Source organism: Brevirhabdus pacifica (assembly GCF_002797755.1).
Taxonomy (GTDB): domain Bacteria; phylum Pseudomonadota; class Alphaproteobacteria; order Rhodobacterales; family Rhodobacteraceae; genus Brevirhabdus; species Brevirhabdus pacifica.
The window spans coordinates 996385-1017315 of record NZ_PGFI01000011.1; the positions used below are offsets into that span (position 1 = coordinate 996385).

The window sequence follows — 20931 nt, forward strand, 5'->3', positions numbered from 1 at the left end:
ACGGATTTTTCCGCCCCGTGCGACCGCCCGCCACAGGGCGAAGGGGCGGCGGGGACCGGTCGCGCGCCGCGAACGGGCAGGGGGAGCGCCGCTCGGTGGGGGACCGGGTGCGTTCGCCGGTAGAATGGGGGCACGAGACCGCGGCGACGACGCCGTGGCTTTGCGGGGTCAGCCCCTGCGCGGCCCGCCCGGCTTGCCGGGCTTGCGCGGGGAAGGGCCGCCCGGTCGCTTGCCCGCGCCGCGCTCCGCAAAGCCCCGCTCGCCAAATCCGCGATCATTGGTACCCCGGTTGCCCGGCTTGCTGGCGGCGGGCTTGCTGCCCGTCCGCGCCCTGGGTTTCCCGCCGGGCTTACCCTGGGGTCTTCCCTTCGGCCCCGCGTCGCCGCGCGGCTCCGTGCGCTCCGCGTCCCGCTCGGCGGTCTCGGCCGCGTTGCGGCGCGGGCGTTGCAGGACCTTGCCCTGCATCCGCCCGCCCTGGGCGCCGGTGCCGGCGGGCTTGCGGGCGCCCGGCTTGCGCCCGTCGGGCTTGCCGGGCCGACGGGCCTTGCGGGCGGTGCCGGTGGGCTCCTCCTCGGGCGTCAGGCCCAGTTGGTCGCGCATCACCCGGCCCTTGATCTCCGAGACCTCGCCCGGCTTCAGGTCGCCAAGCTGGAAGGGGCCATAGCTGACCCGGATCAGCCGGTTGACGGTCAGGCCGACGGCCTCCATGGCGCGCCGGATCTCGCGGTTGCGCCCCTCGCGCAGACCCACCGTCAGCCAGGCATTGGCGCCCTGCTGACGGTCGAGCTGCACGATCATGCCCTGGAAACGCTCGCCCTCGACCACCAGCCCCTTGCGCAAGGGCTCCAGGGCGGCGTCCTCGGGAGTGCCCTTGACCCGGACCCGGTACTTGCGCAGCCAGCCGGTGGCCGGCAGCTCAAGCTGCCGCTTGATGGCGCCGTCGTTGGTCAGCAGCAACAGGCCCTCGGAGTTCAGGTCAAGCCGTCCCACCGACATCACCCGGGGCATCTCCTCGGGCAGGCTTTCGAAGACCGTGGTGCGGCCCTTCTCGTCGCGTTCGGTCGTCACCAGGCCCAGGGGCTTGTGATAAAGCCACAGGCGCGGCGGCTCGGGCGGCGCAAGCTCGGTGCCATCGACGGTGATGCGCTCGCGCCCGGTGACGTTCAGCGCCGGGCTGTCGATGCGCTTGCCATCGACCCGGACGCGCCCCTCGAGGATCATCTTCTCGGCATCGCGCCGGCTGGCCACGCCGGCACGCGCCAGCACCTTGGCGATCCGGTCGCCCTGTTTTTCCTGATCTGTCATGGCGCAGGCTTTACAGCGCCCCGGCCCGCAGGGGAAGCGGCTTGCGCAAAACCCTTGCGGCAGGGGCCGATCGGGGGGCAAATGGCGCGATGAGCTTCACGTCCCACATGCACCGCGCCCTTGCCGAGGCCCGCGCCGCCGCCGACCGGGCCGAGGTGCCGGTGGGCGCGGTCGTGGTCGACCCCGCAGGCCGCATCGTCGCCGCCGCTGGCAACCGCACCCGGATGAACAGCGACCCCACCGCCCATGCCGAGATCCTCGCCCTGCGCGCGGCCTGCGCCGCCGCCGGATCGGAGCGCCTGCCGGGCCACGACCTCTACGTCACGCTGGAGCCCTGTCCGATGTGCGCCGCCGCCATCTCCTTCGCGCGGATCCGGCGCCTCTACTACGGCGCGGCCGATCCCAAGTCGGGCGGCGTGGCCCGCGGCCCGCGGATCTTCGAGCATCCCCAGGCTCATCATGTGCCCGAGGTCTACGGCGGCATCGCCGAGGCCGAGGCCGAGGCGCTCCTGACCGACTTCTTCCGTGCCCGCAGGGGCGCGGATGCCTCCGGCGGGGATATTTGAGCAACACTGAAGGGGCATGGCGCGCGCCCCCGGTTCACTGTCGTCAAAATATCCCCGCCGGAGGAATCCGGCAGTAGGGGCCTTTGCTCAGATCTCGATGGTTTCCAGCACCTTGGGCGTGCGCACGTCGACGCCGGGCAGGCCTTCGACAAGGGCGTCTGCGGATTGCTCGAGCAGGGGGAAGGTGCCGTAGTGGCAGGGGATCACGGTGCGGAAATCGAAGTAGCGCTTGGCGGCGTAGGCCGCGCGTTTCATGTCCATGGTGAAATGGCCGCCGGCGCAGAGGATGCCGATGTCGGGGCGGTGCAGGTCGCCCATCCAGTCCATGTCGGCCATGATGTCGGTGTCGCCGCTCAGGTAGATCGTGTGGCCTTCGGCGGCGATCATGTAGCCGGCCTCGGCGCCGGCATAGACCGGCCCGTCGGGGCCCGCGACCGAGGAGGAATGCACCGCGTTCACCATCGTCACCGCGACCTCGCCCAGCCTGACCGTGCCGCCCTTGTTGAACCCGGTGGTGGCGATGCCGTGCCGCTCCTGCCACCAGCTCATCAGGTCGTAGATACCGACGACGGGGATATCCAGCTCGCGCGCCAGCTCGGGCGCGTCGGTGGCGTGGTCGCCATGACCGTGGGTCACGAGGATATGGGTCGCCCCCTTGATGATGTCGTCGCGGTGCCCGTCGGGCAGGCTGGGGTTGCCCTTGAGCCAGGGATCGATCAGCAGGATCTGGTCCGCGATTTCCAGACGGAAGGAGGCGTGGCCGAGCCAGGTGAGTTTCATCGGGATCTCCGTGGTTGTGGTTGCGCGGGGCGCGGTCTGCGGCGGCCGTGGTTGCCGCGCCTGTCAACATAGCAGCCGGGGGCGTCCTGTCATCGCCCGACCCGCGCGCGCCGCATGCGCCCCTGTGCCCTGCTGTCCGCGGCCCGCCCGGGCTTGCGGGCGCGGGGAGGGGGCGCTAAACGGACCTCTGACCAATTGAGGGCCCTTGCCGGGCCGACCGAGGGGATTTCCCGCATGAGCATCGACATCGAAACCGCCCGCCGCGTCGCCAAGCTGGCCCGCATCAAGGTCGAGGACGACCACCTTCCCGACCTGGCGCAGGAGTTCAACAATATCCTGGGCTTCATCGAGCAGTTGAATGAGGTGGATGTGGAGGGCGTGGAGCCCATGACCTCTGTCACGCCCATGCGTCTCAAGCGCCGGACCGACGAGGTCACCGATGGCGGCATGCAGGACCGGATCCTCGCCAACGCCCCCGACGCCCGCGAGGGCTTCTTTGCCGTTCCCAAAGTGGTGGAGTGACCGATGTCCGCTGATACCAAGAGCTCCGATCTGGCCGCGCTGACCATCGCCGGCGCCCGCGACGCCCTGCGCAAGGGCGAGGTGACCTCGGTCGAGCTGACCCAAGCCTGCCTGTCCCGTATCGAAGGGGCCGACGCCCTGGGCGCCTTCGTCCACAAAACCCCCGAGATCGCGCTGGAGCGTGCCCGCGCCGCCGACGACCGGCTGGCCAAGGGCGACGCTCCCGCCATGTGCGGCATTCCCATCGGCATCAAGGATCTTTTCTGCACCGAGGGCGTGCCCAGCCAGGCCGCCTCGCGCATTCTCGAAGGGTTCCTGCCGCAATACGAATCCACCGTCTCGGCCAAGCTGCGCGACGCGGGCTCGGTCATGCTGGGCAAGCTGAACATGGACGAGTTCGCGATGGGCTCGTCGAACGAAACCTCGGTCTACGGCAATGCGGTGAACCCGTGGCGCCGCGACGGGGACGACACCGCGCTGACGCCCGGCGGCTCGTCGGGTGGCTCGGCCAGCGCCGTGGCGGCTGATCTGTGTCTGGGGGCCACGGGCACCGACACCGGCGGCTCCATCCGGCAGCCCGCCGCCTTCACCGGCATCACCGGGCTGAAGCCCACCTACGGTCGCTGCTCGCGCTGGGGCGTGGTGGCCTTCGCCTCGTCGCTGGATCAGGCCGGTCCCATGACCAAGACCGTGCGGGATGCGGCCATCATGTTCGGCGCGATGGCCGGTCATGATCCCAAGGACAGCACCAGTGCCGATCTGGCCGTGCCGGATTTCGAGGCGATGTTGACCGGCGACATCAAGGGCAAGGTCATCGGCCTGCCGCGCGAATACCGCATGGACGGCATGCCCGCCGAGATCGAGAAGCTGTGGGCCGAGGGCGCCGACATGCTGCGCGACGCCGGCGCCGAGATCCGGGACATCAGCCTGCCGCACACCAAATACGCCCTGCCGGCCTATTACGTGATCGCGCCCGCCGAGGCCTCGTCGAATCTGGCGCGCTATGACGGCGTCCGCTACGGCCACCGGGCCACGCTGGCTCAGGGCGACGGCATCACCGAGATGTATGAAAAGACCCGCGCCGAGGGCTTCGGCCCCGAGGTCCAGCGCCGGGTCATGGTCGGCACCTACGTGCTGTCGGCCGGTTTCTACGACGCCTATTACAACCGCGCCCGCAAGGTCCGCGCCCTGATCAAGCGCGACTTCGATCAGGCCTTCGAGGCCGGGGTCGATGCCATCCTGACGCCCACCACCCCCTCGGCCGCCTTCGGTCTGGGCGAGATGACCGAGGCCGACCCCGTCGCGATGTATCTCAACGACGTCTTCACGGTGACGGTCAACCTGGCCGGCCTGCCGGGGATCGCGGTGCCCACGGGCACGGATGCCAAGGGCCTGCCGCTGGGGCTGCAACTGATCGGGCGTCCGTGGGAAGAGGGCGAGTTGCTGAATGCTGCCTATGCGCTTGAATCGGCAGCCGGGTTTGTTTCCAAGCCCGCCAAATGGTGGTAATGAGCCGCAAAACCCTGCCGGGCGGCTGAACCGGCCGGCGCAGGGTCTCACAGCACAGAGGCAGCGGAACACATGCGCAGCATCGCAGGACTGGTCTTCGTCGCGGGGGTGGCCGCCTGTGCCCCCCAGGTGCCCGACTCGGGCGCCGGGGTCGGCTTCGACAATTACAGCGAATACCAGCAGCGTCGCGCCGAGCGTGACCGTCAGCTCTCGGGCGGCGCGGTGCAGACCGCGACCCTGGCTCCGGCCTCGGGCGGCGTCACCGCCGCCCCGGCCGAGCCCGGCACACGCCCCCGCGGCGCCCCCCCGTCCGAGGCCGCGACGGCCGCAGGCGCCCCCGGCACCGGCCGCCGCCAGATCTCGGACGAGCAAAGCTTCGAGGCCGTCGCCTCGCGCGAATCCATCGAGAGCGACCGTCAGCGTATCGAGCAGCAGCGCGAGCAATACCGCGTCATCCAGCCCGAGCCGGTGCCCCAGCGCACGGGCAACACCGGGCCGAACATCGTCCAGTACGCGCTTTCGACCAGCCATCTGCCCGGCACTCAGATGTACCGGCGCTCGCGTTGGGTGACCTCGGGCTCCAACGCCCGCAACTGCGCCAAATACGGCGCCGCCGACATCGCTCAGGAGGCTTTCCTGGCCAATGGCGGGCCCCAGAAGGACCGCGAGAACCTGGATCCCGATGGCGACGGCTTCGCCTGCGGCTGGGATCCCTCGCCTTTCCGCCGGGCCGTGAACCGCTGAGCGGGGCGGCCGGGCGTGCGGGCATTCCCGGCCCGCTCTGGCACCCTTCGCCCAATCGCGGCGCGCGTCGCGGCGGGGCGCTGCCCGATCTCGTGGTGCTTCATTACACCGGCATGACCAGCGGCGCCGCCGCCCTCGCGCGGCTCTGCGATCCGGGAGCCGAGGTGTCCTGCCACTACCTCGTCCACGAGGACGGCGCCGTCCGCCAGCTCGTCGACGAGGAGGAGCGCGCCTGGCACGCCGGGGCCGGCGCCTGGGGCGCGGTGGGTGACGTCAATTCGCGCTCGCTGGGGATCGAGATCGTCAATCGCGGCGACCATCCATTTGCTGCCCACCAGATGGCGGCGCTGATTGCGCTGCTGGGGGGCATCCTTTCGCGCCATTCCATCCCGCCCGAACGGGTGATCGGCCATTCGGACATGGCGCCCGGGCGCAAGGCCGATCCGGGCCGGCGCTTCGACTGGCGCGGCCTTGCCCGCGAAGGCCTCTCGGTCTGGCCGGGGGCAGGGGCCGCAATCGAGGCCCCGGCGCAGGATCTGCCGGCCCTCTTTCGCGCCCGGGCGCGCGCCTTCGGCTACCCCGATGTCGCGGACGCGCCCCTGCTCGAGGCCTTCCGCCAGCGTTTCCGCCCCTGGGATCACGGCCCGCTCTGCGCCGCCGACCTCTCGGCGATCGACGACCTCGCCCGGCGCTTCCCCGTTGACCGCCCCCCGACAAGGGCGTAACGCAGGCCTGCGCGGATGGCCGGATGGCCGCGTGCCGCCCTCGCGGGTGGTGCGAGGAAAGTCCGGACTCCATGAGGCAACGGTGCCGGGTAACGCCCGGCCGGGGCAACCCGAGGGAAAGCGCCACAGAAAACAGACCGCCCCGGGCTTCGGCCGGGGGTAAGGGTGAAACGGTGGGGTAAGAGCCCACCGCGGCCCGGGCAACCGGACCGGCACGGCAAGCCCCACCGGGAGCAATGCCAAATAGGAACCTCGCGGGGCATGTCCCCAGGGCCGTCTCAGCCCGGAGGTTCGGGTTGGCAGCTAGAGCGCCGGGGCAATCCGGCGCCCAGATGAATGGTCATCGAAGGGCCGCAAGGCCCGGAACAGAATCCGGCTTACAGGCCGTCCGCGCGTATTTTTTCCCCGACCACTCACAGGCAGCCGCCCCCCAACCCGCGCACGCGCCCCGACAGGCGCGGATCCTCCCCCTTCATTGTCGTGAAAATATCCAAGTCCCCACCGCGCCACCCGGCGCCCCGCCTTGATGCCCGCGCCGCAACCTGCCAAGCATGCACAAGCGTCGCCCGCCCGGGCCCGCGGGACAGGATCGGACCCCACCCGCCAGGTCCCGGACACCCCTTTTGTATGGACCGCTCCGCCATGCCGCTGCCCCCGTCTCCGGCCGATGCCGCCCATCCCGGCGATGACCCCGCCCGGCCGGTGCCTTATGCCGAGCTGCTGAGCGTCTGGTTCCGGATCGGGCTTCTCTCCTTCGGCGGCCCGGCCGGTCAGATCGCCCTCATGCACCGCGAGATCGTCGATCGCCGCCACTGGCTGAGCGAGGCGCAATATCTCAACGCCGTCAGCTTCTGCATGTTGCTGCCCGGCCCCGAGGCGACGCAGATCGCCACCTATGCCGGCTGGCGCAGCCGCGGCTGGGCCGGGGGGCTGATCGCCGGCGGGCTCTTCGTGCTGCCGGGGGCGGCGATCATCCTGGCGCTGGCCGCGCTCTACGCCGCCCTGGGCTCGGTGCCCTGGTTCCAGGCGGTCTTCCTCGGGGTCAAGGCCGCCGTGGTCGTGGTGGTCGTCGAGGCGCTCCTGCGGGTGGCCCGACGGGCACTCGGTTCGGCCGACCGCTGGCTGGTCGCGGCCCTGGCCTTCGTCGCCATCTATTTCCTGGCCGTGCCCTATCCGCTGATCGTTCTTGCCGCGGCCCTCTACGGGTTTGCGGTCTACGACCGGCAGGCGGGGCCGGGGGGCGGACCTGTCGCCGGCGTGCCGCTCTGGCGCACGCTTGGGACCGTGCTGCTCTGGGGCGGGATCTGGGCCGCGCCGCTGGTGCTGCTGGCGCTCTGGGATCCGGACGGCCTGCTGCTTCAGATCGGGCTGTTCTTTTCGCGGCTGGCGGTCGTCACCTTCGGCGGCGCCTACGCGGTGCTGACCTACATGGCCCAGGACGTGGTTGGCATTCGCGGCTGGCTTGATGCGGCCGAGATGCTGGACGGGCTGGGCCTGGCCGAGACGACGCCGGGCCCGCTGATCCTGGTGACCGAGTTCGTGGGCTATCTTGCCGCCGCCAAGACCGGCGGTCCCGGGCCTGCGCTGGCGGCGGCGGCGCTGACCCTGTGGGTGACTTTCGTGCCCTGCTTCCTGTGGATCTTCACCGGCGCCCCCTACATCCAGTGGATCACCGCCCAGCCCAGGCTGAAGGGTGCCCTGACGGGCATCATGGCCGCCGTGGTGGGGGTGGTGGGCAACCTGTCGCTGTGGTTCGCGCTGCATGTCTTCTTTGCCGACGTGGGCCGGGCCGAGGTGGGGCCGCTGCGCTTTGCCTGGCCCGATCCGGCCTCGCTCCAGCCCGCGCCGCTGCTATTGGCGGTGCTGGCGGGCTGGCTGCTGCTGGTGCGGCGCTGGCCGCTGATCCCGGTCCTGGCCACCACCACGGCGGCCGGGCTGGCGTGGTCATTCGCCACGGGACGGATTTGACCGGCGATTGCGGTTGACTCGGCCCCGCGCATAGGTAAAAGGCGGGCTTCAAGAGATTTATGGGGCGCCATGCGTTTGCGCCCAAGCTGACCGGAGCAAAGCCCATGGCGAAGCCAACCACGATCAAGATCCGCCTGAACTCGTCCGCTGGCACCGGCCACTTCTACGTGACCAAGAAGAACGCCCGCACCATGACCGAGAAGATGGTCGTCAAGAAATACGACCCGGTCGTGCGCAAGCATGTCGAGTACAAGGAAGGCAAGATCAAGTAAGACCTTCCTTCAGGATCTTCGGATTGGGCCGCCTCCGTCATCGGGGGCGGCCTTTTTCATGGCCTGCTGCTGTCGCGCCTGCCCCTGCCGTTCCCCGGATCCAGGCAACAAAAAAGGGCCCCGAGGGGCCCTTTTCCGTATCGTGCTGTTCTGGCGCTTATTCGCGGTTGCCCATGAACTGCAGCAGGAACATGAACATGTTGATGAAGTCCAGGTAGAGCGACAGGGCGCCCATGATCGCCGACTTGTGCAGCCACTCGCTGTCACCATGGGCGGCCATCTGGATGTAGGTGTTCTTGATGTTCTGCGTATCATAGGCGGTCAGGCCGGCGAAGATCAGCACGCCGATCACCGAGATCGCGAAGCTGAGCGCCTCGGACGCCATGAAGATGTTGACGATCGACGCCACGATCAGGCCGATGACGCCCATGATCAGGAATGAACCCCAACCCGAGATGTCGCGCTTGGTCGTGTAGCCGTAAAGGCTGAGACCGGCGAAGGCGATCGAGGTGACCAGGAAGGTCTGTGCGATCGACACGCCCGTGTAGACGGCGAAGATGAAGCTGATCGACAGGCCCATCAGCGCGGCGAAACCGTAGAACACGGCCGTCGCTGCGGCGGCGGACAGCTTGTTGATCGCGGCGCCGAAGGCGAAGACCACGACCAGGGGCGCGAACATCACGACCCATTTCAGGCCGGTGCCGAAGATGGCGGCCAGCAGCTGCTCGTTGGTGCCTACCAGGTAGGCGACAAGCCCGGTCACAGCCATGCCGATCGACATGGTCGCGTAGACCTTGTTCATGTGGGCGCGAAGCCCCTCGTCGATCCGGGCGGCACCGGCTACGCGCCCAGTGCTGCGGATCGTGTCAAATTCGGCCATCTTATCCCTCCAGAAAGGCTGATCTTCTCGGGGCCGGAAGCTTGTCCGGCCTTTGGGTTGAGATATTGGCAGCTTGGAGGGTTTTTTCAAGGCCCGACCGGCGTTTGTCGCGGGTTGCGGCGGCGCATGCGACCGTCGGTCGCCGCGCCTGCCGCCGCCGGCGTCGCGCAATCAGCGGCGCCAGTGCGCGGGGCTGTCCCAGGTGGGGCCGGTGCGACCCGCGCGGCGGGCGGTCCGGCCGGCGTGCCGCTCCAGCCCCATGTCGCGCAGGCGGCTGTCGTCCAGGCGCTCCAGACGGGTGGTTTCGCGGAAGGCCGCATCAAGCTCCAGCAGCCGGGCGAGGGGGGATTTGAAGCGGCGGAAGGGCAGGGCGATAAGGCGGAAGGGGGCGGAAAGCAGGAACATGGTAACGCCTTTCGATATCTTGATGCCGGAGAGCAGTTGTATTTCGATGATTGATGTATCGCCCGGGCTCGCGTATTAGTAAAACGAATGTTCCTTAAGTTCAGCATCACGAAAGTTGATTCATGAGAAACCTCGACGTCGGCATCCTCCGCTCCTTTGTCGCCGTTGCCGAGACCGGCGGCGTCACCCGCGCGGCGGGCTATCTCAACCTGACGCAATCGGCCGTCTCGATGCAGCTCAAGCGACTTGAGGCGATGATGAACCTCGAGCTGATCGACCGCTCGGGCCGCCGCGTGGGCCTGACCCTCGCGGGCGAGCAGCTGCTGACCTATGCCCGGCGCATGGTCGAGATGAACGACGAGGCGTTCCAGCGCATGACCGATCAGGGCTACGAGGGGGAGATCATCCTCGGCGTGCCCAACGACATCGTCTACCCGGTGATCCCGCGCGTCCTGCAAAGGTTCAACGCCGAGTTTCCGCGCATGCGGGTGCAGCTTCTGTCGCTGTTCACCTCGGTGTTGAAACGGATGTTCGCGCGGGGCGAGGTCGACCTGATCCTGACGACCGAACTGGGGCTGGATGCTGGCGGGGAAACCCTGACCGATGTGCCCCTGCGCTGGATAGGCGCGCCTGAGGGGCAGGCGTGGCGCGAACGGCCCCTGCCGCTGGCCCATTGCCGGCACTGCACCTTCCGGGGTGAGGTTCGCAACCGCCTGGACGCGGCGCACCTGCCGTGGGTGATGGCGGTGGAGTCGGATTCCGACCGGACGGTCGAGGCGACGGTCAGCGCCGACCTGGCGGTCACCACCATGCTGGAAGGGACCGAGCCGCGCCACCTGTCGGTGCTGCCCCACAATTGCGGCCTGCCAAACCTGGGCAGCCAGCGCATCAACCTCTATGGCACCAGTTCGGGGCGGGCGGACGTGATCGAACCGCTGCGCGACTTCATCCGCCAGGGCTTTGCCACGATCTGAGACGCGTTTGCGTGCCCGTCAGGCGCCCTTTAGTCGGCCGTTAATCGGCCGCGCCATCCATGGTCACGACAACCTTGCCCGTGGCCTTGCGCTTGCGCAGCAGATCGAACGCCTCCTCGGCCCGTTCCAGCGGCACGGCGTGGCTGACATGGGGGTTCAGTCGGCCTGACGCAGCCCAGTCGAAAAGCTGTGCGAGACTGTCGCGCACCACCTCGGGGCGGAAACTGCGGTAAGCGCCCCAGTAGAGGCCCAGCACGCTGATGTTCTTGACCAGAAGGATGTTGGCGGGGATGGGCGGCACGGTCCCCGAGGCAAAGCCGATCACCAGCATCCGCGCCTCGGGTTTGCAGGCCCGCAGGGCGGCAGTGAACTGGTCGCCACCCACCGGGTCATAGACCACGTCGGCACCACCCAGTGCCTTGACCGCCTCGCGGATGTCCTCGTTCTCGCTGTCGATCAGGTGGTCGGCACCGGCCTGGCGGCAGGCCTCCAGCCGATCGGCGCCGCGGGCGCAGGCGATGACGCGCGCGCCCATCAGGTGGCCCAGCTCGACCGCGGTCAGGCCGACGCCGCCGGCCGCGCCCAGCACCAGCAGCGTCTCGCCGGGTTGCAGATGGGCACGATGATCCAGCGCCACGTGGCTGGTGCCATAGGCGACCTGGAAGGCGGCGGCCTCGGCCAAGCCCAGGCTGTCGGGGATGCGCACGGCCTGAGCCGCCTGGTAGACACCGTATTCGGCCATGCCGGCGCCGCCCCCCGCGACGGCCACCCGCGTGCCGGGGGCGAACCCCTCGACGCCGGGGCCGGCGGCCACGACCTCGCCCGCGACTTCAAGGCCCAGGGTGAAGGGCAGGGGCGGCTTTTCCTGGTAGGTCCCCTCGATCATCAGCAGGTCCGCGAAATTGACCCCGCAGGCGCCGATGCGGACCAGGATCTGGCCCTCGCCGGGTTCGGGTCGGGCGAGAGTCCTCAGCTCGGGCGGGCGCCCATGTTCGGTTACCTGCAACGCACGCATAGATTGCATTCTCCCTGTTGTGCGGATGGGCGGCCCCTGCGATGAAAGAAGCCGCGCGAAAGGAATCGTCTGCAATCATGGCGCGAGAAGCCCGGCGGGGGAAAGAGGGCTTGGCAAATCGAAATTTATTTGCATTCTGCAATTGCAAAATGGTAAATACCTGCTCAAACTTGCATATTTTGCAAGGATTGCGCTTTCGCAATCCCGATATTTCAACTATCACGAAGATATCCTTTGAAAATATTGCGCGCCGTCTGCAACATTTGTCGAAATACACAAGGCAGGGTTGTCCGTTTCAACCACCAGTGTAATTCCAGGACGGCGAGAGGTTAGCATGAAGCACCATGTAGATGTTCATGTCGGCAAGCGTGTCCGGCACCGTCGATGGGTGCTGGGAATGACCCAGCAGAAGCTTGCCGAGAAAGTCGGGATCAAGTTTCAGCAGATCCAGAAATACGAAACCGGGATGAACCGCATCAGCGCCTCGCGCCTGTGGGAAATCGCGGATGCGCTCGGCACCACGATCGCGTTCTTCTTCGAGGGGCTGGAGACCGCGCCCGGCGAGAATACGAATGCCAGCGACATGCCGGCCGACATCCTGGCCGATCGCGAGGCGCTGGAACTGGTGCGCTCCTACTACGCGATCCCCGAGAACCAGCGTCGCCGCCTTTTCGAACTGGCCCGCGTCCTCAGCGACGCGGCCTGAAGGTCCGGCGACCGGCATTCGCCGGCCCCGCCAGACCCGCCGCCCGCACGCGGCCCCCGAACACTGCCGCTGACCACTGCCCCGAACACCGCCCCGGCCGGGCTTGACCCGGCACGCGGCATTCCCTACCGCTCGGCCCACCAGTGCCGGAGCATTCCATGACCCCCGACAAACCCCTTCAGGATGAGCTTGTCGCCGTTGCGCACAGGCTTGCCGATATCGCCCGTCCTGCGACCCTGGGCCCCTTCCGGGGCCAGGCGCTGCAAACCCGCAGCAAGGGCGAGGGCGGGTTCGACCCGGTCACCGTGGCCGACCGCCAGGCCGAGGCCGAGATGCGCGAGCATCTGGCACGCGTCCGCCCGAGAGACGGTATCTTGGGCGAGGAGTTCGGCCCCGTCCCCTCGCAATCCGGACTGACTTGGGTGCTGGACCCGATCGACGGCACCCGGGGCTACATGTCGGGCACGCCGACCTGGGGTGTGCTGATCGCGGTGGCGAACGATGCGGGCCCCCTCTACGGCATCATCGATCAGCCCTACACCGCCGAGCGGTTTCACGGCGGCTTCGGCACGGCCCGGTTCGACGGGCCGCGCGGGCCGGGTGCCCTCGCCACCCGGCAGACCGCGACCCTCGCCGAGGCGACCCTGTTCTCGACCTTCCCCGAGGTGGGAAGCCCCGAGGAGGGGCGCGCCTTCGCCGCCGTCTCGGACCGCTGTCGGCTGACCCGCTACGGGATGGATTGCTATGCCTACGCACTGCTTGCCCTAGGCCAGATCGACCTAGTGATCGAGGCAGGATTGCAGGCCTATGACGTGGCCGCCCCCATCGCGGTGATCGAGGCTGCGGGCGGCGTCGTCTGCGACTGGCAGGGCGGGCCTGCGCACCGAGGCGGGCGCATCCTGGCTGCCGCCAACCCGCACCTGCGCGACGCGGCCCTTGAGATCCTGTCGGCCGCGCCGAGCTGATCCGGGCCTTGCGGCGCCGTGTGAATCGCGCGCGCCAAGCATTTGTTATCTCAGAACGAAAAAAGACCGGCCGCGAGGCCGGTCTTTGAATTTCCGAAGGCGCGGCGACCGGGGTCGCCACGGGATCAAAGCTGCGACAGGACCTCGTCGCTGGCCTCGAAATTGGCGGTGACGTTCTGGATGTCGTCGTCATCCTCCAGCGCGTCGATCAGCTTCATCAGCTTTTGCATGCCGTCCAGATCAAGCTCGGTCGTGGTGGTGGGCATCCAGACCAGCTTGGTCGAATCCGACTCGCCCAGCTCGGCCTCGAGCGCGGTCGACACCTCGTTGAGGTCGGTGTCCGCGCAGATGATGACATGCCCGTCCTCGGAGCTTTCGACATTCTCGGCGCCGGCCTCGATCGCGGCCATCATCACCGTGTCCTCGTCGCCGACCTCGGCGGGGTAGGTGACCTGGCCCTTGCGCTCGAACATGAAGCTGACCGAGCCGGTCTCGCCGAGGTTGCCGCCGTTCTTGGCGAAGGTCGAACGCACGGACGAGGCGGTGCGGTTGCGGTTGTCGGTCATCGCCTCGACGATGACGGCGACGCCGCCGGGGCCGTAGCCCTCATAGCGGATCTCGTCGTAATTCTCGGCGTCACCACCCTGGGATTTCTTGATGGCACGGTCGATCACGTCCTTGGGCACCGACTGGGACTTGGCCTCCTTGACGGCCAGGCGCAGGCGCGGGTTCTTGTCGGGATCGGGGTCGCCCATCTTGGCGGCGACCGTGATCTCTTTGGACAGCTTGGAAAAGAGCTTCGAGCGCAGCTTGTCCTGACGCCCCTTGCGGTGCTGGATGTTCGCCCATTTGGAATGGCCTGCCATGGGTCTTTCCCCGTCCTGTGAATTCCGTCGGCCCGTCTATACGGCAAGCGGTGCGACCCGCGCAATCCCAACCCCCGCGCTATCTTGGCCCGCGCGGGCGGAAAAGCGGCGCCCCGGCCCGCGCGGGCCAATCGGAGGCGTGACCCGGGCGGGGCAAGGAGCTACATCGGGGGGTATGACAACAGACCAGATCATCGTCTTCGGCCTTTTCGGCGCGGTTTTCGCCCTCCTGCTCTGGGGGCGCTGGCGCTATGACCTGGTGGCCTTCGCCGCGCTGATGGCGGGGGTGGTGCTGGGGGTGGTGCCGACCGACCGGGCCTTCAGCGGCTTCGGCCACCCGGCGACACTGGTGGTGGCGCTGGTCCTGATCGTCTCGGCGGGGCTGGTCCGTTCGGGCGCGGTCTACCTGATCACCCGGACCCTTGTGGACAGCACCCGCGCCCTGGGCGGCCATATCGCCATCATGGGCGGGGTGGCGGCGGCCCTGTCGGGCTTCATGAACAATGTGGCGGCACTGGCGCTGCTGATGCCGGTGGATATCCAGACCGCGCGCAAGGCGGGGCGGGCGCCGCGCCTGTCGCTGATGCCGCTGAGCTTCGCCACCATCCTGGGGGGCATGGTGACGCTGATCGGCACGCCGCCCAATATCATCATCGCCTCGATCCGGCAGGAGACGTTGGGCAGCCCCTTCAAGATGTTCGATTTCGCCCCCGTGGGCGGGGTGGCGGCGCTGGCGGGTCTGATATTCGTGGCAACCGTCGGCTGGCGGCTGATCCCCGACCGCACGGACCAGACCGCCGAGGCCATGGCCGAGATCAAGGCCTACGTGGCCGAGCTGACCGTGCCCGAGGGATCGTCCCTGCTGGGCCAGCGGCTGGCCGAGTTGAAGCCAGAGGCCGACAAGGCCGACGTGGCGGTTCTGGGCATCGTGCGCCGGGGAGAGCGGCTTTACGGCACCGCCCGCAACATCGAGCTGGAGCCCGGTGACGCGCTGGTGCTGGAGGCCACGCCCGAGGCGCTGGACGAGTTTCGCGCCACCCTGTCGCTGGATTTCGCCGAGCCCACGCGCCAGGGCTACATCCAGGCCGAGGGGGCGGGGATGGCGCTGGCCGAGGTGGTCGTGACCGAGCAGTCGCGCCTGAACGGGCGCACCGCCCAGCAAGTGGGCCTGGCCTGGCGACGGCGTACGATTTTGCTGGGCATCTCGCGGGCGGGGAAGCGCATCACCCGCCAGGTGCGCAAGACCACGATCCGAAGCGGCGACGTGCTGCTGCTGCTGCTGCCCTCGGACACCCAGACGGATGTAATCGACTGGCTGGGCACGCTGCCGCTGGCCGACCGGGGGCTGGCGGTGACCCAGAACACCAAGACCTGGCTGGCGATCGGCCTGTTCCTGGGGGCGGTGGCGGCGGCCAGTTTCGGGCTGCTTTACCTGCCGGTCGCGCTGGGTCTGGTGGTGGTGGCCTACGTGCTGGCCCAGATCGTGCCGGTGCGCGAGATCTACGACCACGTGGAATGGCCGGTGGTGGTGTTGCTGGGCTCGATGATCCCGCTGGGCGCCGCGCTGGAAAGCACGGGCGGCACCCGCCTGATCGCCGATGCGCTGACGGCGCTGACGGGGGGCATGCCCGCCTGGGTCACGCTGGCGGTTCTGATGGTGGTGACGATGACGCTGAGCGACGTGCTGAACAACACCGCCACGACCATCGTCGCGGCGCCGGTCGGCATCCAGATGGCCCAGAGCCTCGGCGTCAATCCCGACCCCTTCCTGATGGCGGTGGCGATCGCGGCCTCCTCGGCGTTCCTCACGCCCATCGGGCACAAGAACAACACGCTGATCCTGGGGCCGGGGGGCTATGCCTTCGGGGATTACTGGCGGATGGGCCTGCCGCTGGAGATCATCGTGATCGCGGTGTCGATCCCGGCGATCCTGGTGTTTTGGCCGTTGTGACGCCTCCGGCGGGGATATTTTCGCGACACTGAAGGGGCCGCCGCGCGGGGCGGCTCAACGTGCGCTTGCCGGCGCGTAGTCGAGGTTGGACCCGCCGGGCAGGGTGATGCGGACGGGTGGTTGATCGCCGGGAGGGGTATTGATCCGGGCCAGGGTTAGGCGTGGCTGTCGCCGGGGTGCGGCGCCGGGGGCGACGGTGAAGCCTGGCGGGTTCTCGCAGCCGCCCATGGTGCCCGACCAGCCGGCGGCGGGCGCGCGGCGGGCGGGACCGGCGCAGAGGCTGCCGTCGACCCGTGTGACGGTCAGCGTGTCGCGATAGAGCAGCACCTGGCGGGGCGGACTGTCGGCGGCGGTCATGGCCGGGCGCAGGGTGGCCGGGGGCGTGCAGGCCGCCAGCGAAAGGGCCCCGAGCATTGCCAGACCGGCCCGTGCGGCACCCCTCACAGCGGCCACAGCAGGGGGATGAGGGCCGAGGCCAGCAGCCCGACGGAGAGGTTCAGCGGGATCCCCACCTTCATGAAATCCGTGAAACGGTAGCCGCCGGGGCCGTAGACCAGCATGTTGGTCTGGTAGCCGATCGGGGTGGCGAAGCTGGCGGAGGCCGCGATCATCACCGCCACCACCAGGGGGCGGGGATCGAGCCCCAGGGTGTTGGCCAGGCCGATGGCCACCGGCGTGACCACCACCGCCACGGCGTTGTTGGAGACAAGCTCTGTCAGAAGAGAGGTCAGCAGGTAGATCATCCAGACGATCAGGAAGGGGGGCAGGCCGGCAAGGCCTGGCGCCACCGCCTCGACGATCAGGCGCACGGCGCCCGTGGATTCGAGCGCGACGCCGATCGCCAGCATGGCGAAGATCAGAGCCAGCAGCCGGCCGTCGATGAAGGCGAAGGCCTCCTCGGCGTCGATGCAGCGGGTGATCAGCACCACCGCGACCGAGACCGCCGAGAGCAGGAAGATCGGTGCCACGCCGAAGGCGGCCAGCACCACGACCCCCAGCAGGGCGGCGATGGCGATGGGCGCGTGGTTGCGGCGGTAGGCCTGTGCCGAGGGCTTGGAGACATCGAGCAGGCGCATCTCGGCGGCCAGGCGCTGGATATCCTCGGGCGCGCCCTCGAGCAGCAGCGTGTCGCCGACGCGGACATCCAGATCGTCGAGCTGGCGGCCGATGTTCTGGTTCCTGCGGTGCACGGCCAGGGGATAGACCCCGAAGCGGCGGCGCAGGCGCATGGCGCCGAGGTTGCGCCCCACCATGCGGCAGCCGGGGGTGATCAGCACCTCGACCGTGGTGGTCTGGACCGAGGAGAGCTTGTCGACCGGGCGCACCGAGGGGTTCTGTTGCAGGCCCATCAGTTCGGCCATCTCGGTGCGCAGCACGACCCGGTCGCCGGGCTCAAGCTGGACCGAGCCGAGGTCGCGGCGCAGCGAGGCGTCGCCGCGCAGCACGTCGATCAGGCGCACGCCCTCGCGGCGGAAAAGGTCGACCTCCTGCACCATCTGGCCGATCAGGTTGCTGTCCTCGGGGACGGCGACCTCGGTGAAGAACTTCATCTTTGACTTGTCGGAGATGAGTGAGGCGAGGCTCTCGCGTTCGGGCAGAAGGCGGGGGGCGATGAAGCGCAGGTAGACCATGCCCCAGATCACCAGGACGATGCCGAGGGGGGTCACCTCGAATATGCCGAAGGGGGCAAGGCCCTGTTCGCGGGCGACACCATCGACCAGCAGGTTGGTCGAGGTGCCGATCAGGGTCAGCGTGCCGCCCAGGATCGCGGCATAGCTGAGCGGGATCAGGATCTTGGAGCCGGAGACGTTCAGCGTCTTGGCCAGTTGCATGAAGACCGGGATCATCACCACCACGACGGGCGTGTTCGATACGATGGCGGAGGACAGGACCACGAACATCAGCAGGCCCGCCATCGCCAGGGCGGGGCGGCCGCGGGCGGTCCGCTCGGCCGCCTGGGTGAACCAGTCAAGCGCACCGGTCCGCACCAGCGCCCCCATCACGATGAACATCGCGGCGATGGTCCAGGGGGCGGGGTTGGCGAAGACGCGCAGCGCCTCGTCATAGGGCAGCAGGCCGAAGATCAGCATCACGGCGGTGCCGGCGATGGCGACCACCTCGGTCGGGTAGGTCTCGCGCAGAAAGAGGATGAACATCACCACCACCACGGCGATGGTGGCGAAGGCCTGGGCAAGGGGTGGCAGCGCCAGATCTATCATGTCGGGTCCCGGTCCGAGGTCGCGGTCAAGCGCGCATCTTGCGGCCTTGTCCCGCCGGGCACAACGTCGTTTCGCGGGGCCGCGTCATCGGGTGGCATTTGTGGCTCAGGGCGGGGGCGCGGCTGAACCAGGGCCAGGCCGCCCATCATCGCGGCGAGGGCGATCCACACCGGCCCGCTGTAGCTTTCGCCCAGCAGGATCATCGCCCAGAAGACGCCGAAGCCGGTGGCGAGATAGGTGATCTGTGCCGCGAAGACCGCGCCGGAATGGCCGACCAGCCAGATATACCCGACATAGGCCACCACGTTCAGCACCGACGACAGGGTGATGGCGTATTCGGGGGCCGCCCAGACGCGGAGCGGATTGACCAGCTGACCGCTGGCGTAGGCCAGCGGCAGCGCCAGCACCAGCGCCACGAGCGAGGCGCCCAGCAGGACGGTCACCGGACCCAGCCCCTCGGCGCCGCGCCGGCCTAGGTAGACTCCTTCGCCCGCGTAGCAGGCCGAGGCGAAGAGGGCGAGCCAGACGAAGGGCGCGCCGGCGGGATCGGGCAGGCTGGCCTCGGGGGTGGCGATCAGGACGATGCCGACGAGGCCCAGCACCAGCCCGCCCATGCGGGCCCAGGAAAAGCGGTCGATCCCGACGGCGATGGCCAGGGGGAATGTGAACATCGCCACGGTGGAAATGATGATCGACATCACGCCCGAGGGCAGATGAGCGGCGGCCTTGTAGTTGGCGGAATTGGGCAGGACCGTGCCCAGCAGCGCCACCACGACGAAAAGCACCAGCGCGCGCGGCGTCAGCGGCAGCGGTTTGCGGCGCCACAGGTTCCAGCCGCCCAGCAGCAGGACCGAGACCACCAATTGCCAGACCAACAGGCCAAGGGGCGGGTGGCCGGTGCTGACGGCGATGCGGGTCATGGGCTGGGTCATCGCCCAGGTCGCGCCCAGCACGATCAGGACCGTCACGGGCAGCAGGACGGGCAGCAGCATCGCCAGAAGGGATGCCGGAAAATCGGCCCGGACCGATGCCGGCCACGGGCGCCGGTTCACGGGGCCGCGCTTTCGAGGCGGCCGCCGTGGCGGATCATCCGCACCGATTTGGCCAGGCCTGTGCGGTCATCGGTCTCGACCAGAAGCCCGCTCATCGTCGCCTCGCCCATGGCGGGGGTGAAGCGGCCCCGGCCCATGCCGGTGACGAAGCGGCGCATGGGTTCTTCCTTTTCCATCCCGATGACCGAGTTGTAGTCGCCGCACATGCCGGCGTCGGATTGGAAGGCGGTGCCGCGGGGCAGGATCTGCGCGTCGGCGGTGGGTACGTGGGTATGGGTGCCGACCACGACCGAGGCGCGCCCGTCGCACCAATGGCCCATCCCCATCTTCTCGGACGTGGCCTCGCAATGCATGTCGACCAGGATCGCCTGGGCCATGCCGCCGAGAGGGTGGGATTTAAGCACCGGCTCGACCGCCGAGAAGGGATCGTCGAAGGCGCGCTTCATGAAGACATTGCCCAGCACCTGGGTCACCAGGACCTTGCGCCCGCCGGTGGCGGTGAACAGGCGGTGGCCGCGCCCGGGCGCCCCCTTGGCATAGTTCAGCGGCCGCAGGATCCGCGGCTCCTGCTCGATGAAGCTGAGCATGTCGCGCTGATCGAAGGCATGATCGCCCAAGGTCAGGCAATCGGCGCCGGCATCCAGCAGGGTCTTGGCATGGGCCGCGCTGAGACCGGCGCCGCCGGTCGCGTTCTCGCCGTTGACGACGATGAAATCCAGCTTCCACGCCTCGCGCAGGGGTTTCAGATGTTCGGTGATCGCCTTGCGACCGGCGCGTCCCACGACGTCGCCCAGAAACAGAATTCTCATGCCACCGGGCTAGACCGGCGGGGCGCAAAGCGCAAGATGCTGGTGCAGGGGAACGTAGGTTCCGGGCCGCCGGAAGGGCCCGAAACACGGCCCGGCGCGCCTCAGACGGGGCGGATGACGCCGCCCTCGGTCACGATCAGGTCCAGCGGCTGGTCGGTCGCTTCGATCGGGACCTCCTCGACCTCCTGCGCGCCGTAGGCGAGGCCCACGGCAAAGGTCGGGCGGTTGCGACGCAGCCCCTCCAGCGTGCGGTCGTAGAACCCCCCGCCATAGCCCAGCCTGAAGCCGCGCCGGTCGAAGGCCAGCAGCGGCACAATCAGCACCTCGGGCACCATCGGCACCGGGTCGGCGGGGGCGTGGGTGCCGAAGGAGGCCGCGACCAGCGGCATATCGGGCGTCCAGCGTGCGAAGGCCAGCGGCCGGGCCTTGCCCTCGATCAGGGGCACGCCGACGGCGGCGCCGGACCAGGCGGCCATGGTGGGGCGGGGGTCGATCTCGGTCCCCATGGGCAGGAAACCCGACAGGGGCAGGGCGCTCCACTCGGCCAGGGCGTGGGCCAGGTGCCGGTTGGCGTCGCGGTCGGCCAGACGCCCTTCGTCGCGGGCGCGATGTGCTGCGCGCGCGGCAAAGGCGGCGGCGCGGGCCGCGTCCTTGATCCGCTTCATCTCGTCGGGGTCGGTGGTGTCGTTCATGGCGGT

22 protein-coding genes and 1 other RNA gene are annotated in these 20931 nt (G+C 68.8%); 12 read left to right on the forward strand and 11 right to left on the reverse strand.

The features are described from left to right. Positions 1-168: 168 nt before the first annotated feature. Positions 169-1305: a pseudouridine synthase gene (locus CLV77_RS04865; RefSeq protein WP_083707673.1), complete on the reverse strand. Its 1137-nt coding sequence runs from the start codon at positions 1303-1305 to the stop codon at positions 169-171. A gap of 89 nt (positions 1306-1394) precedes the next feature. Here CLV77_RS04865 and CLV77_RS04870 point away from each other — a divergent pair, with 89 nt between their 5' ends. Next, entirely contained in the window at positions 1395-1871 is a 477-nt protein-coding gene (locus tag CLV77_RS04870; RefSeq protein ID WP_076979010.1) for a nucleoside deaminase, read from the forward strand. 87 nt (positions 1872-1958) lie between these two features. Here the strand turns inward: CLV77_RS04870 and CLV77_RS04875 are convergent, their stop codons facing one another. Beyond that, a complete protein-coding gene (locus CLV77_RS04875) occupies positions 1959-2651 on the reverse strand; it encodes a metal-dependent hydrolase (protein WP_076979009.1) in 693 nt (230 codons plus the stop codon). Positions 2652-2885: 234 nt separating this feature from the next. Between CLV77_RS04875 and gatC the strand changes: the two genes are divergently transcribed. The 7 genes from gatC (at position 2886) to rpmG (ending at position 8391) form a co-directional block, all read left to right on the forward strand. After that, positions 2886-3173, forward strand: a complete 288-nt coding sequence (gene gatC, locus CLV77_RS04880) for an Asp-tRNA(Asn)/Glu-tRNA(Gln) amidotransferase subunit GatC (RefSeq protein WP_076979008.1) — start codon at positions 2886-2888, stop codon at positions 3171-3173. A 3-nt stretch (positions 3174-3176) separates the two neighbouring features. Continuing rightward, the gene (gene gatA / locus CLV77_RS04885; protein WP_076979007.1) at positions 3177-4682 is read left to right on the forward strand and encodes an Asp-tRNA(Asn)/Glu-tRNA(Gln) amidotransferase subunit GatA; all 1506 of its coding nucleotides are present in this window, start codon (positions 3177-3179) and stop codon (positions 4680-4682) included. 72 nt (positions 4683-4754) lie between these two features. Further along, the gene (locus CLV77_RS04890) at positions 4755-5426 is read left to right on the forward strand and encodes a hypothetical protein (protein ID WP_076979006.1); all 672 of its coding nucleotides are present in this window, start codon (positions 4755-4757) and stop codon (positions 5424-5426) included. Further along, entirely contained in the window at positions 5423-6151 is a 729-nt protein-coding gene (locus tag CLV77_RS04895; RefSeq protein WP_083707893.1) for an N-acetylmuramoyl-L-alanine amidase, read from the forward strand. Before CLV77_RS04890 ends, CLV77_RS04895 begins: the two co-directional genes overlap by 4 nt. An 11-nt stretch (positions 6152-6162) precedes the next feature. After that, an RNA gene (rnpB, locus tag CLV77_RS04900) (RNase P RNA component class A) lies at positions 6163-6547 on the forward strand. Between the two features lie 246 nt (positions 6548-6793). Continuing rightward, a complete protein-coding gene (chrA, locus tag CLV77_RS04905) occupies positions 6794-8119 on the forward strand; it encodes a chromate efflux transporter (RefSeq protein ID WP_083707892.1) in 1326 nt (441 codons plus the stop codon). Between the two features lie 104 nt (positions 8120-8223). Then, entirely contained in the window at positions 8224-8391 is a 168-nt protein-coding gene (rpmG, locus tag CLV77_RS04910; RefSeq protein WP_055082637.1) for a 50S ribosomal protein L33, read from the forward strand. Between the two features lie 157 nt (positions 8392-8548). Here rpmG and CLV77_RS04915 read toward each other — a convergent pair whose 3' ends face one another. After that, positions 8549-9271, reverse strand: coding sequence for a Bax inhibitor-1/YccA family protein (locus tag CLV77_RS04915; protein WP_076979005.1), 723 nt, complete (start codon positions 9269-9271; stop codon positions 8549-8551). Between the two features lie 171 nt (positions 9272-9442). Then, positions 9443-9676, reverse strand: a complete 234-nt coding sequence (locus CLV77_RS04920; RefSeq protein ID WP_076979004.1) for a hypothetical protein — start codon at positions 9674-9676, stop codon at positions 9443-9445. Positions 9677-9798: 122 nt separating this feature from the next. On the opposite strand from CLV77_RS04920, the gene CLV77_RS04925 reads away from it, so the two are divergent. Continuing rightward, positions 9799-10650, forward strand: coding sequence for a LysR family transcriptional regulator (locus tag CLV77_RS04925; protein ID WP_076979003.1), 852 nt, complete (start codon positions 9799-9801; stop codon positions 10648-10650). A gap of 40 nt (positions 10651-10690) precedes the next feature. Here CLV77_RS04925 and CLV77_RS04930 read toward each other — a convergent pair whose 3' ends face one another. Then, entirely contained in the window at positions 10691-11665 is a 975-nt protein-coding gene (locus tag CLV77_RS04930) for an NADPH:quinone oxidoreductase family protein (RefSeq protein ID WP_076979002.1), read from the reverse strand. A 334-nt stretch (positions 11666-11999) separates the two neighbouring features. On the opposite strand from CLV77_RS04930, the gene CLV77_RS04935 reads away from it, so the two are divergent. Together CLV77_RS04935 and CLV77_RS04940 are read left to right on the forward strand one after the other, a co-directional pair. After that, positions 12000-12371: a helix-turn-helix domain-containing protein gene (locus tag CLV77_RS04935; protein ID WP_076979001.1), complete on the forward strand. Its 372-nt coding sequence runs from the start codon at positions 12000-12002 to the stop codon at positions 12369-12371. Between the two features lie 158 nt (positions 12372-12529). Beyond that, positions 12530-13336: an inositol monophosphatase family protein gene (locus CLV77_RS04940; protein WP_076979000.1), complete on the forward strand. Its 807-nt coding sequence runs from the start codon at positions 12530-12532 to the stop codon at positions 13334-13336. A gap of 125 nt (positions 13337-13461) precedes the next feature. Here the strand turns inward: CLV77_RS04940 and CLV77_RS04945 are convergent, their stop codons facing one another. After that, the gene (locus tag CLV77_RS04945; RefSeq protein WP_076978999.1) at positions 13462-14202 is read right to left on the reverse strand and encodes a YebC/PmpR family DNA-binding transcriptional regulator; all 741 of its coding nucleotides are present in this window, start codon (positions 14200-14202) and stop codon (positions 13462-13464) included. Between the two features lie 175 nt (positions 14203-14377). Here CLV77_RS04945 and CLV77_RS04950 point away from each other — a divergent pair, with 175 nt between their 5' ends. Beyond that, the gene (locus CLV77_RS04950) at positions 14378-16153 is read left to right on the forward strand and encodes an SLC13 family permease (RefSeq protein ID WP_076978998.1); all 1776 of its coding nucleotides are present in this window, start codon (positions 14378-14380) and stop codon (positions 16151-16153) included. A gap of 54 nt (positions 16154-16207) precedes the next feature. On the opposite strand, the gene CLV77_RS04955 is transcribed toward CLV77_RS04950, so the two are convergent. From CLV77_RS04955 to CLV77_RS04975, 5 genes are all read right to left on the reverse strand, one after another. Further along, on the reverse strand, positions 16208-16567 hold the full coding sequence (locus CLV77_RS04955; protein WP_076978997.1) for a hypothetical protein: 360 nt from the start codon (positions 16565-16567) through the stop codon (positions 16208-16210). Positions 16568-16593: 26 nt separating this feature from the next. Beyond that, a complete protein-coding gene (locus tag CLV77_RS04960; RefSeq protein ID WP_076978996.1) occupies positions 16594-18372 on the reverse strand; it encodes an SLC13 family permease in 1779 nt (592 codons plus the stop codon). Continuing rightward, on the reverse strand, positions 18369-19364 hold the full coding sequence (locus CLV77_RS04965) for a DMT family transporter (RefSeq protein ID WP_076980965.1): 996 nt from the start codon (positions 19362-19364) through the stop codon (positions 18369-18371). The genes CLV77_RS04960 and CLV77_RS04965 overlap by 4 nt, the downstream gene beginning before the upstream one ends. 56 nt (positions 19365-19420) lie before the next feature. Continuing rightward, positions 19421-20233, reverse strand: a complete 813-nt coding sequence (locus tag CLV77_RS04970; protein ID WP_076978995.1) for a TIGR00282 family metallophosphoesterase — start codon at positions 20231-20233, stop codon at positions 19421-19423. Between the two features lie 101 nt (positions 20234-20334). Further along, positions 20335-20925 (reverse strand): 5-formyltetrahydrofolate cyclo-ligase, encoded by a 591-nt coding sequence (locus CLV77_RS04975; protein ID WP_076978994.1) that lies wholly within the window; start codon positions 20923-20925, stop codon positions 20335-20337. Positions 20926-20931 lie beyond the last annotated feature (6 nt).

Excerpts from the sequence above, each read along its gene's own strand:
- CLV77_RS04865 (WP_083707673.1), bottom strand. The coding sequence starts at position 1,305 with ATGACAGATCAGGAAAAACAGGGCGACCGGATCGCCAAGGTGCTGGCG.
- CLV77_RS04870 (WP_076979010.1), top strand. The coding sequence starts at position 1,395 with ATGAGCTTCACGTCCCACATGCACCGCGCCCTTGCCGAGGCCCGCGCC.
- CLV77_RS04875 (WP_076979009.1), bottom strand. The coding sequence starts at position 2,651 with ATGAAACTCACCTGGCTCGGCCACGCCTCCTTCCGTCTGGAAATCGCG.
- gatC (WP_076979008.1), top strand. The coding sequence starts at position 2,886 with ATGAGCATCGACATCGAAACCGCCCGCCGCGTCGCCAAGCTGGCCCGC.
- gatA (WP_076979007.1), top strand. The coding sequence starts at position 3,177 with ATGTCCGCTGATACCAAGAGCTCCGATCTGGCCGCGCTGACCATCGCC.
- CLV77_RS04890 (WP_076979006.1), top strand. The coding sequence starts at position 4,755 with ATGCGCAGCATCGCAGGACTGGTCTTCGTCGCGGGGGTGGCCGCCTGT.
- chrA (WP_083707892.1), top strand. The coding sequence starts at position 6,794 with ATGCCGCTGCCCCCGTCTCCGGCCGATGCCGCCCATCCCGGCGATGAC.
- rpmG (WP_055082637.1), top strand. The coding sequence starts at position 8,224 with ATGGCGAAGCCAACCACGATCAAGATCCGCCTGAACTCGTCCGCTGGC.
- CLV77_RS04915 (WP_076979005.1), bottom strand. The coding sequence starts at position 9,271 with ATGGCCGAATTTGACACGATCCGCAGCACTGGGCGCGTAGCCGGTGCC.
- CLV77_RS04920 (WP_076979004.1), bottom strand. The coding sequence starts at position 9,676 with ATGTTCCTGCTTTCCGCCCCCTTCCGCCTTATCGCCCTGCCCTTCCGC.
- CLV77_RS04925 (WP_076979003.1), top strand. The coding sequence starts at position 9,799 with ATGAGAAACCTCGACGTCGGCATCCTCCGCTCCTTTGTCGCCGTTGCC.
- CLV77_RS04930 (WP_076979002.1), bottom strand. The coding sequence starts at position 11,665 with ATGCGTGCGTTGCAGGTAACCGAACATGGGCGCCCGCCCGAGCTGAGG.
- CLV77_RS04935 (WP_076979001.1), top strand. The coding sequence starts at position 12,000 with ATGAAGCACCATGTAGATGTTCATGTCGGCAAGCGTGTCCGGCACCGT.
- CLV77_RS04940 (WP_076979000.1), top strand. The coding sequence starts at position 12,530 with ATGACCCCCGACAAACCCCTTCAGGATGAGCTTGTCGCCGTTGCGCAC.
- CLV77_RS04945 (WP_076978999.1), bottom strand. The coding sequence starts at position 14,202 with ATGGCAGGCCATTCCAAATGGGCGAACATCCAGCACCGCAAGGGGCGT.
- CLV77_RS04950 (WP_076978998.1), top strand. The coding sequence starts at position 14,378 with ATGACAACAGACCAGATCATCGTCTTCGGCCTTTTCGGCGCGGTTTTC.
- CLV77_RS04955 (WP_076978997.1), bottom strand. The coding sequence starts at position 16,567 with ATGCTCGGGGCCCTTTCGCTGGCGGCCTGCACGCCCCCGGCCACCCTG.
- CLV77_RS04960 (WP_076978996.1), bottom strand. The coding sequence starts at position 18,372 with ATGATAGATCTGGCGCTGCCACCCCTTGCCCAGGCCTTCGCCACCATC.
- CLV77_RS04965 (WP_076980965.1), bottom strand. The coding sequence starts at position 19,364 with ATGCTGCTGCCCGTCCTGCTGCCCGTGACGGTCCTGATCGTGCTGGGC.
- CLV77_RS04970 (WP_076978995.1), bottom strand. The coding sequence starts at position 20,233 with ATGAGAATTCTGTTTCTGGGCGACGTCGTGGGACGCGCCGGTCGCAAG.
- CLV77_RS04975 (WP_076978994.1), bottom strand. The coding sequence starts at position 20,925 with ATGAACGACACCACCGACCCCGACGAGATGAAGCGGATCAAGGACGCG.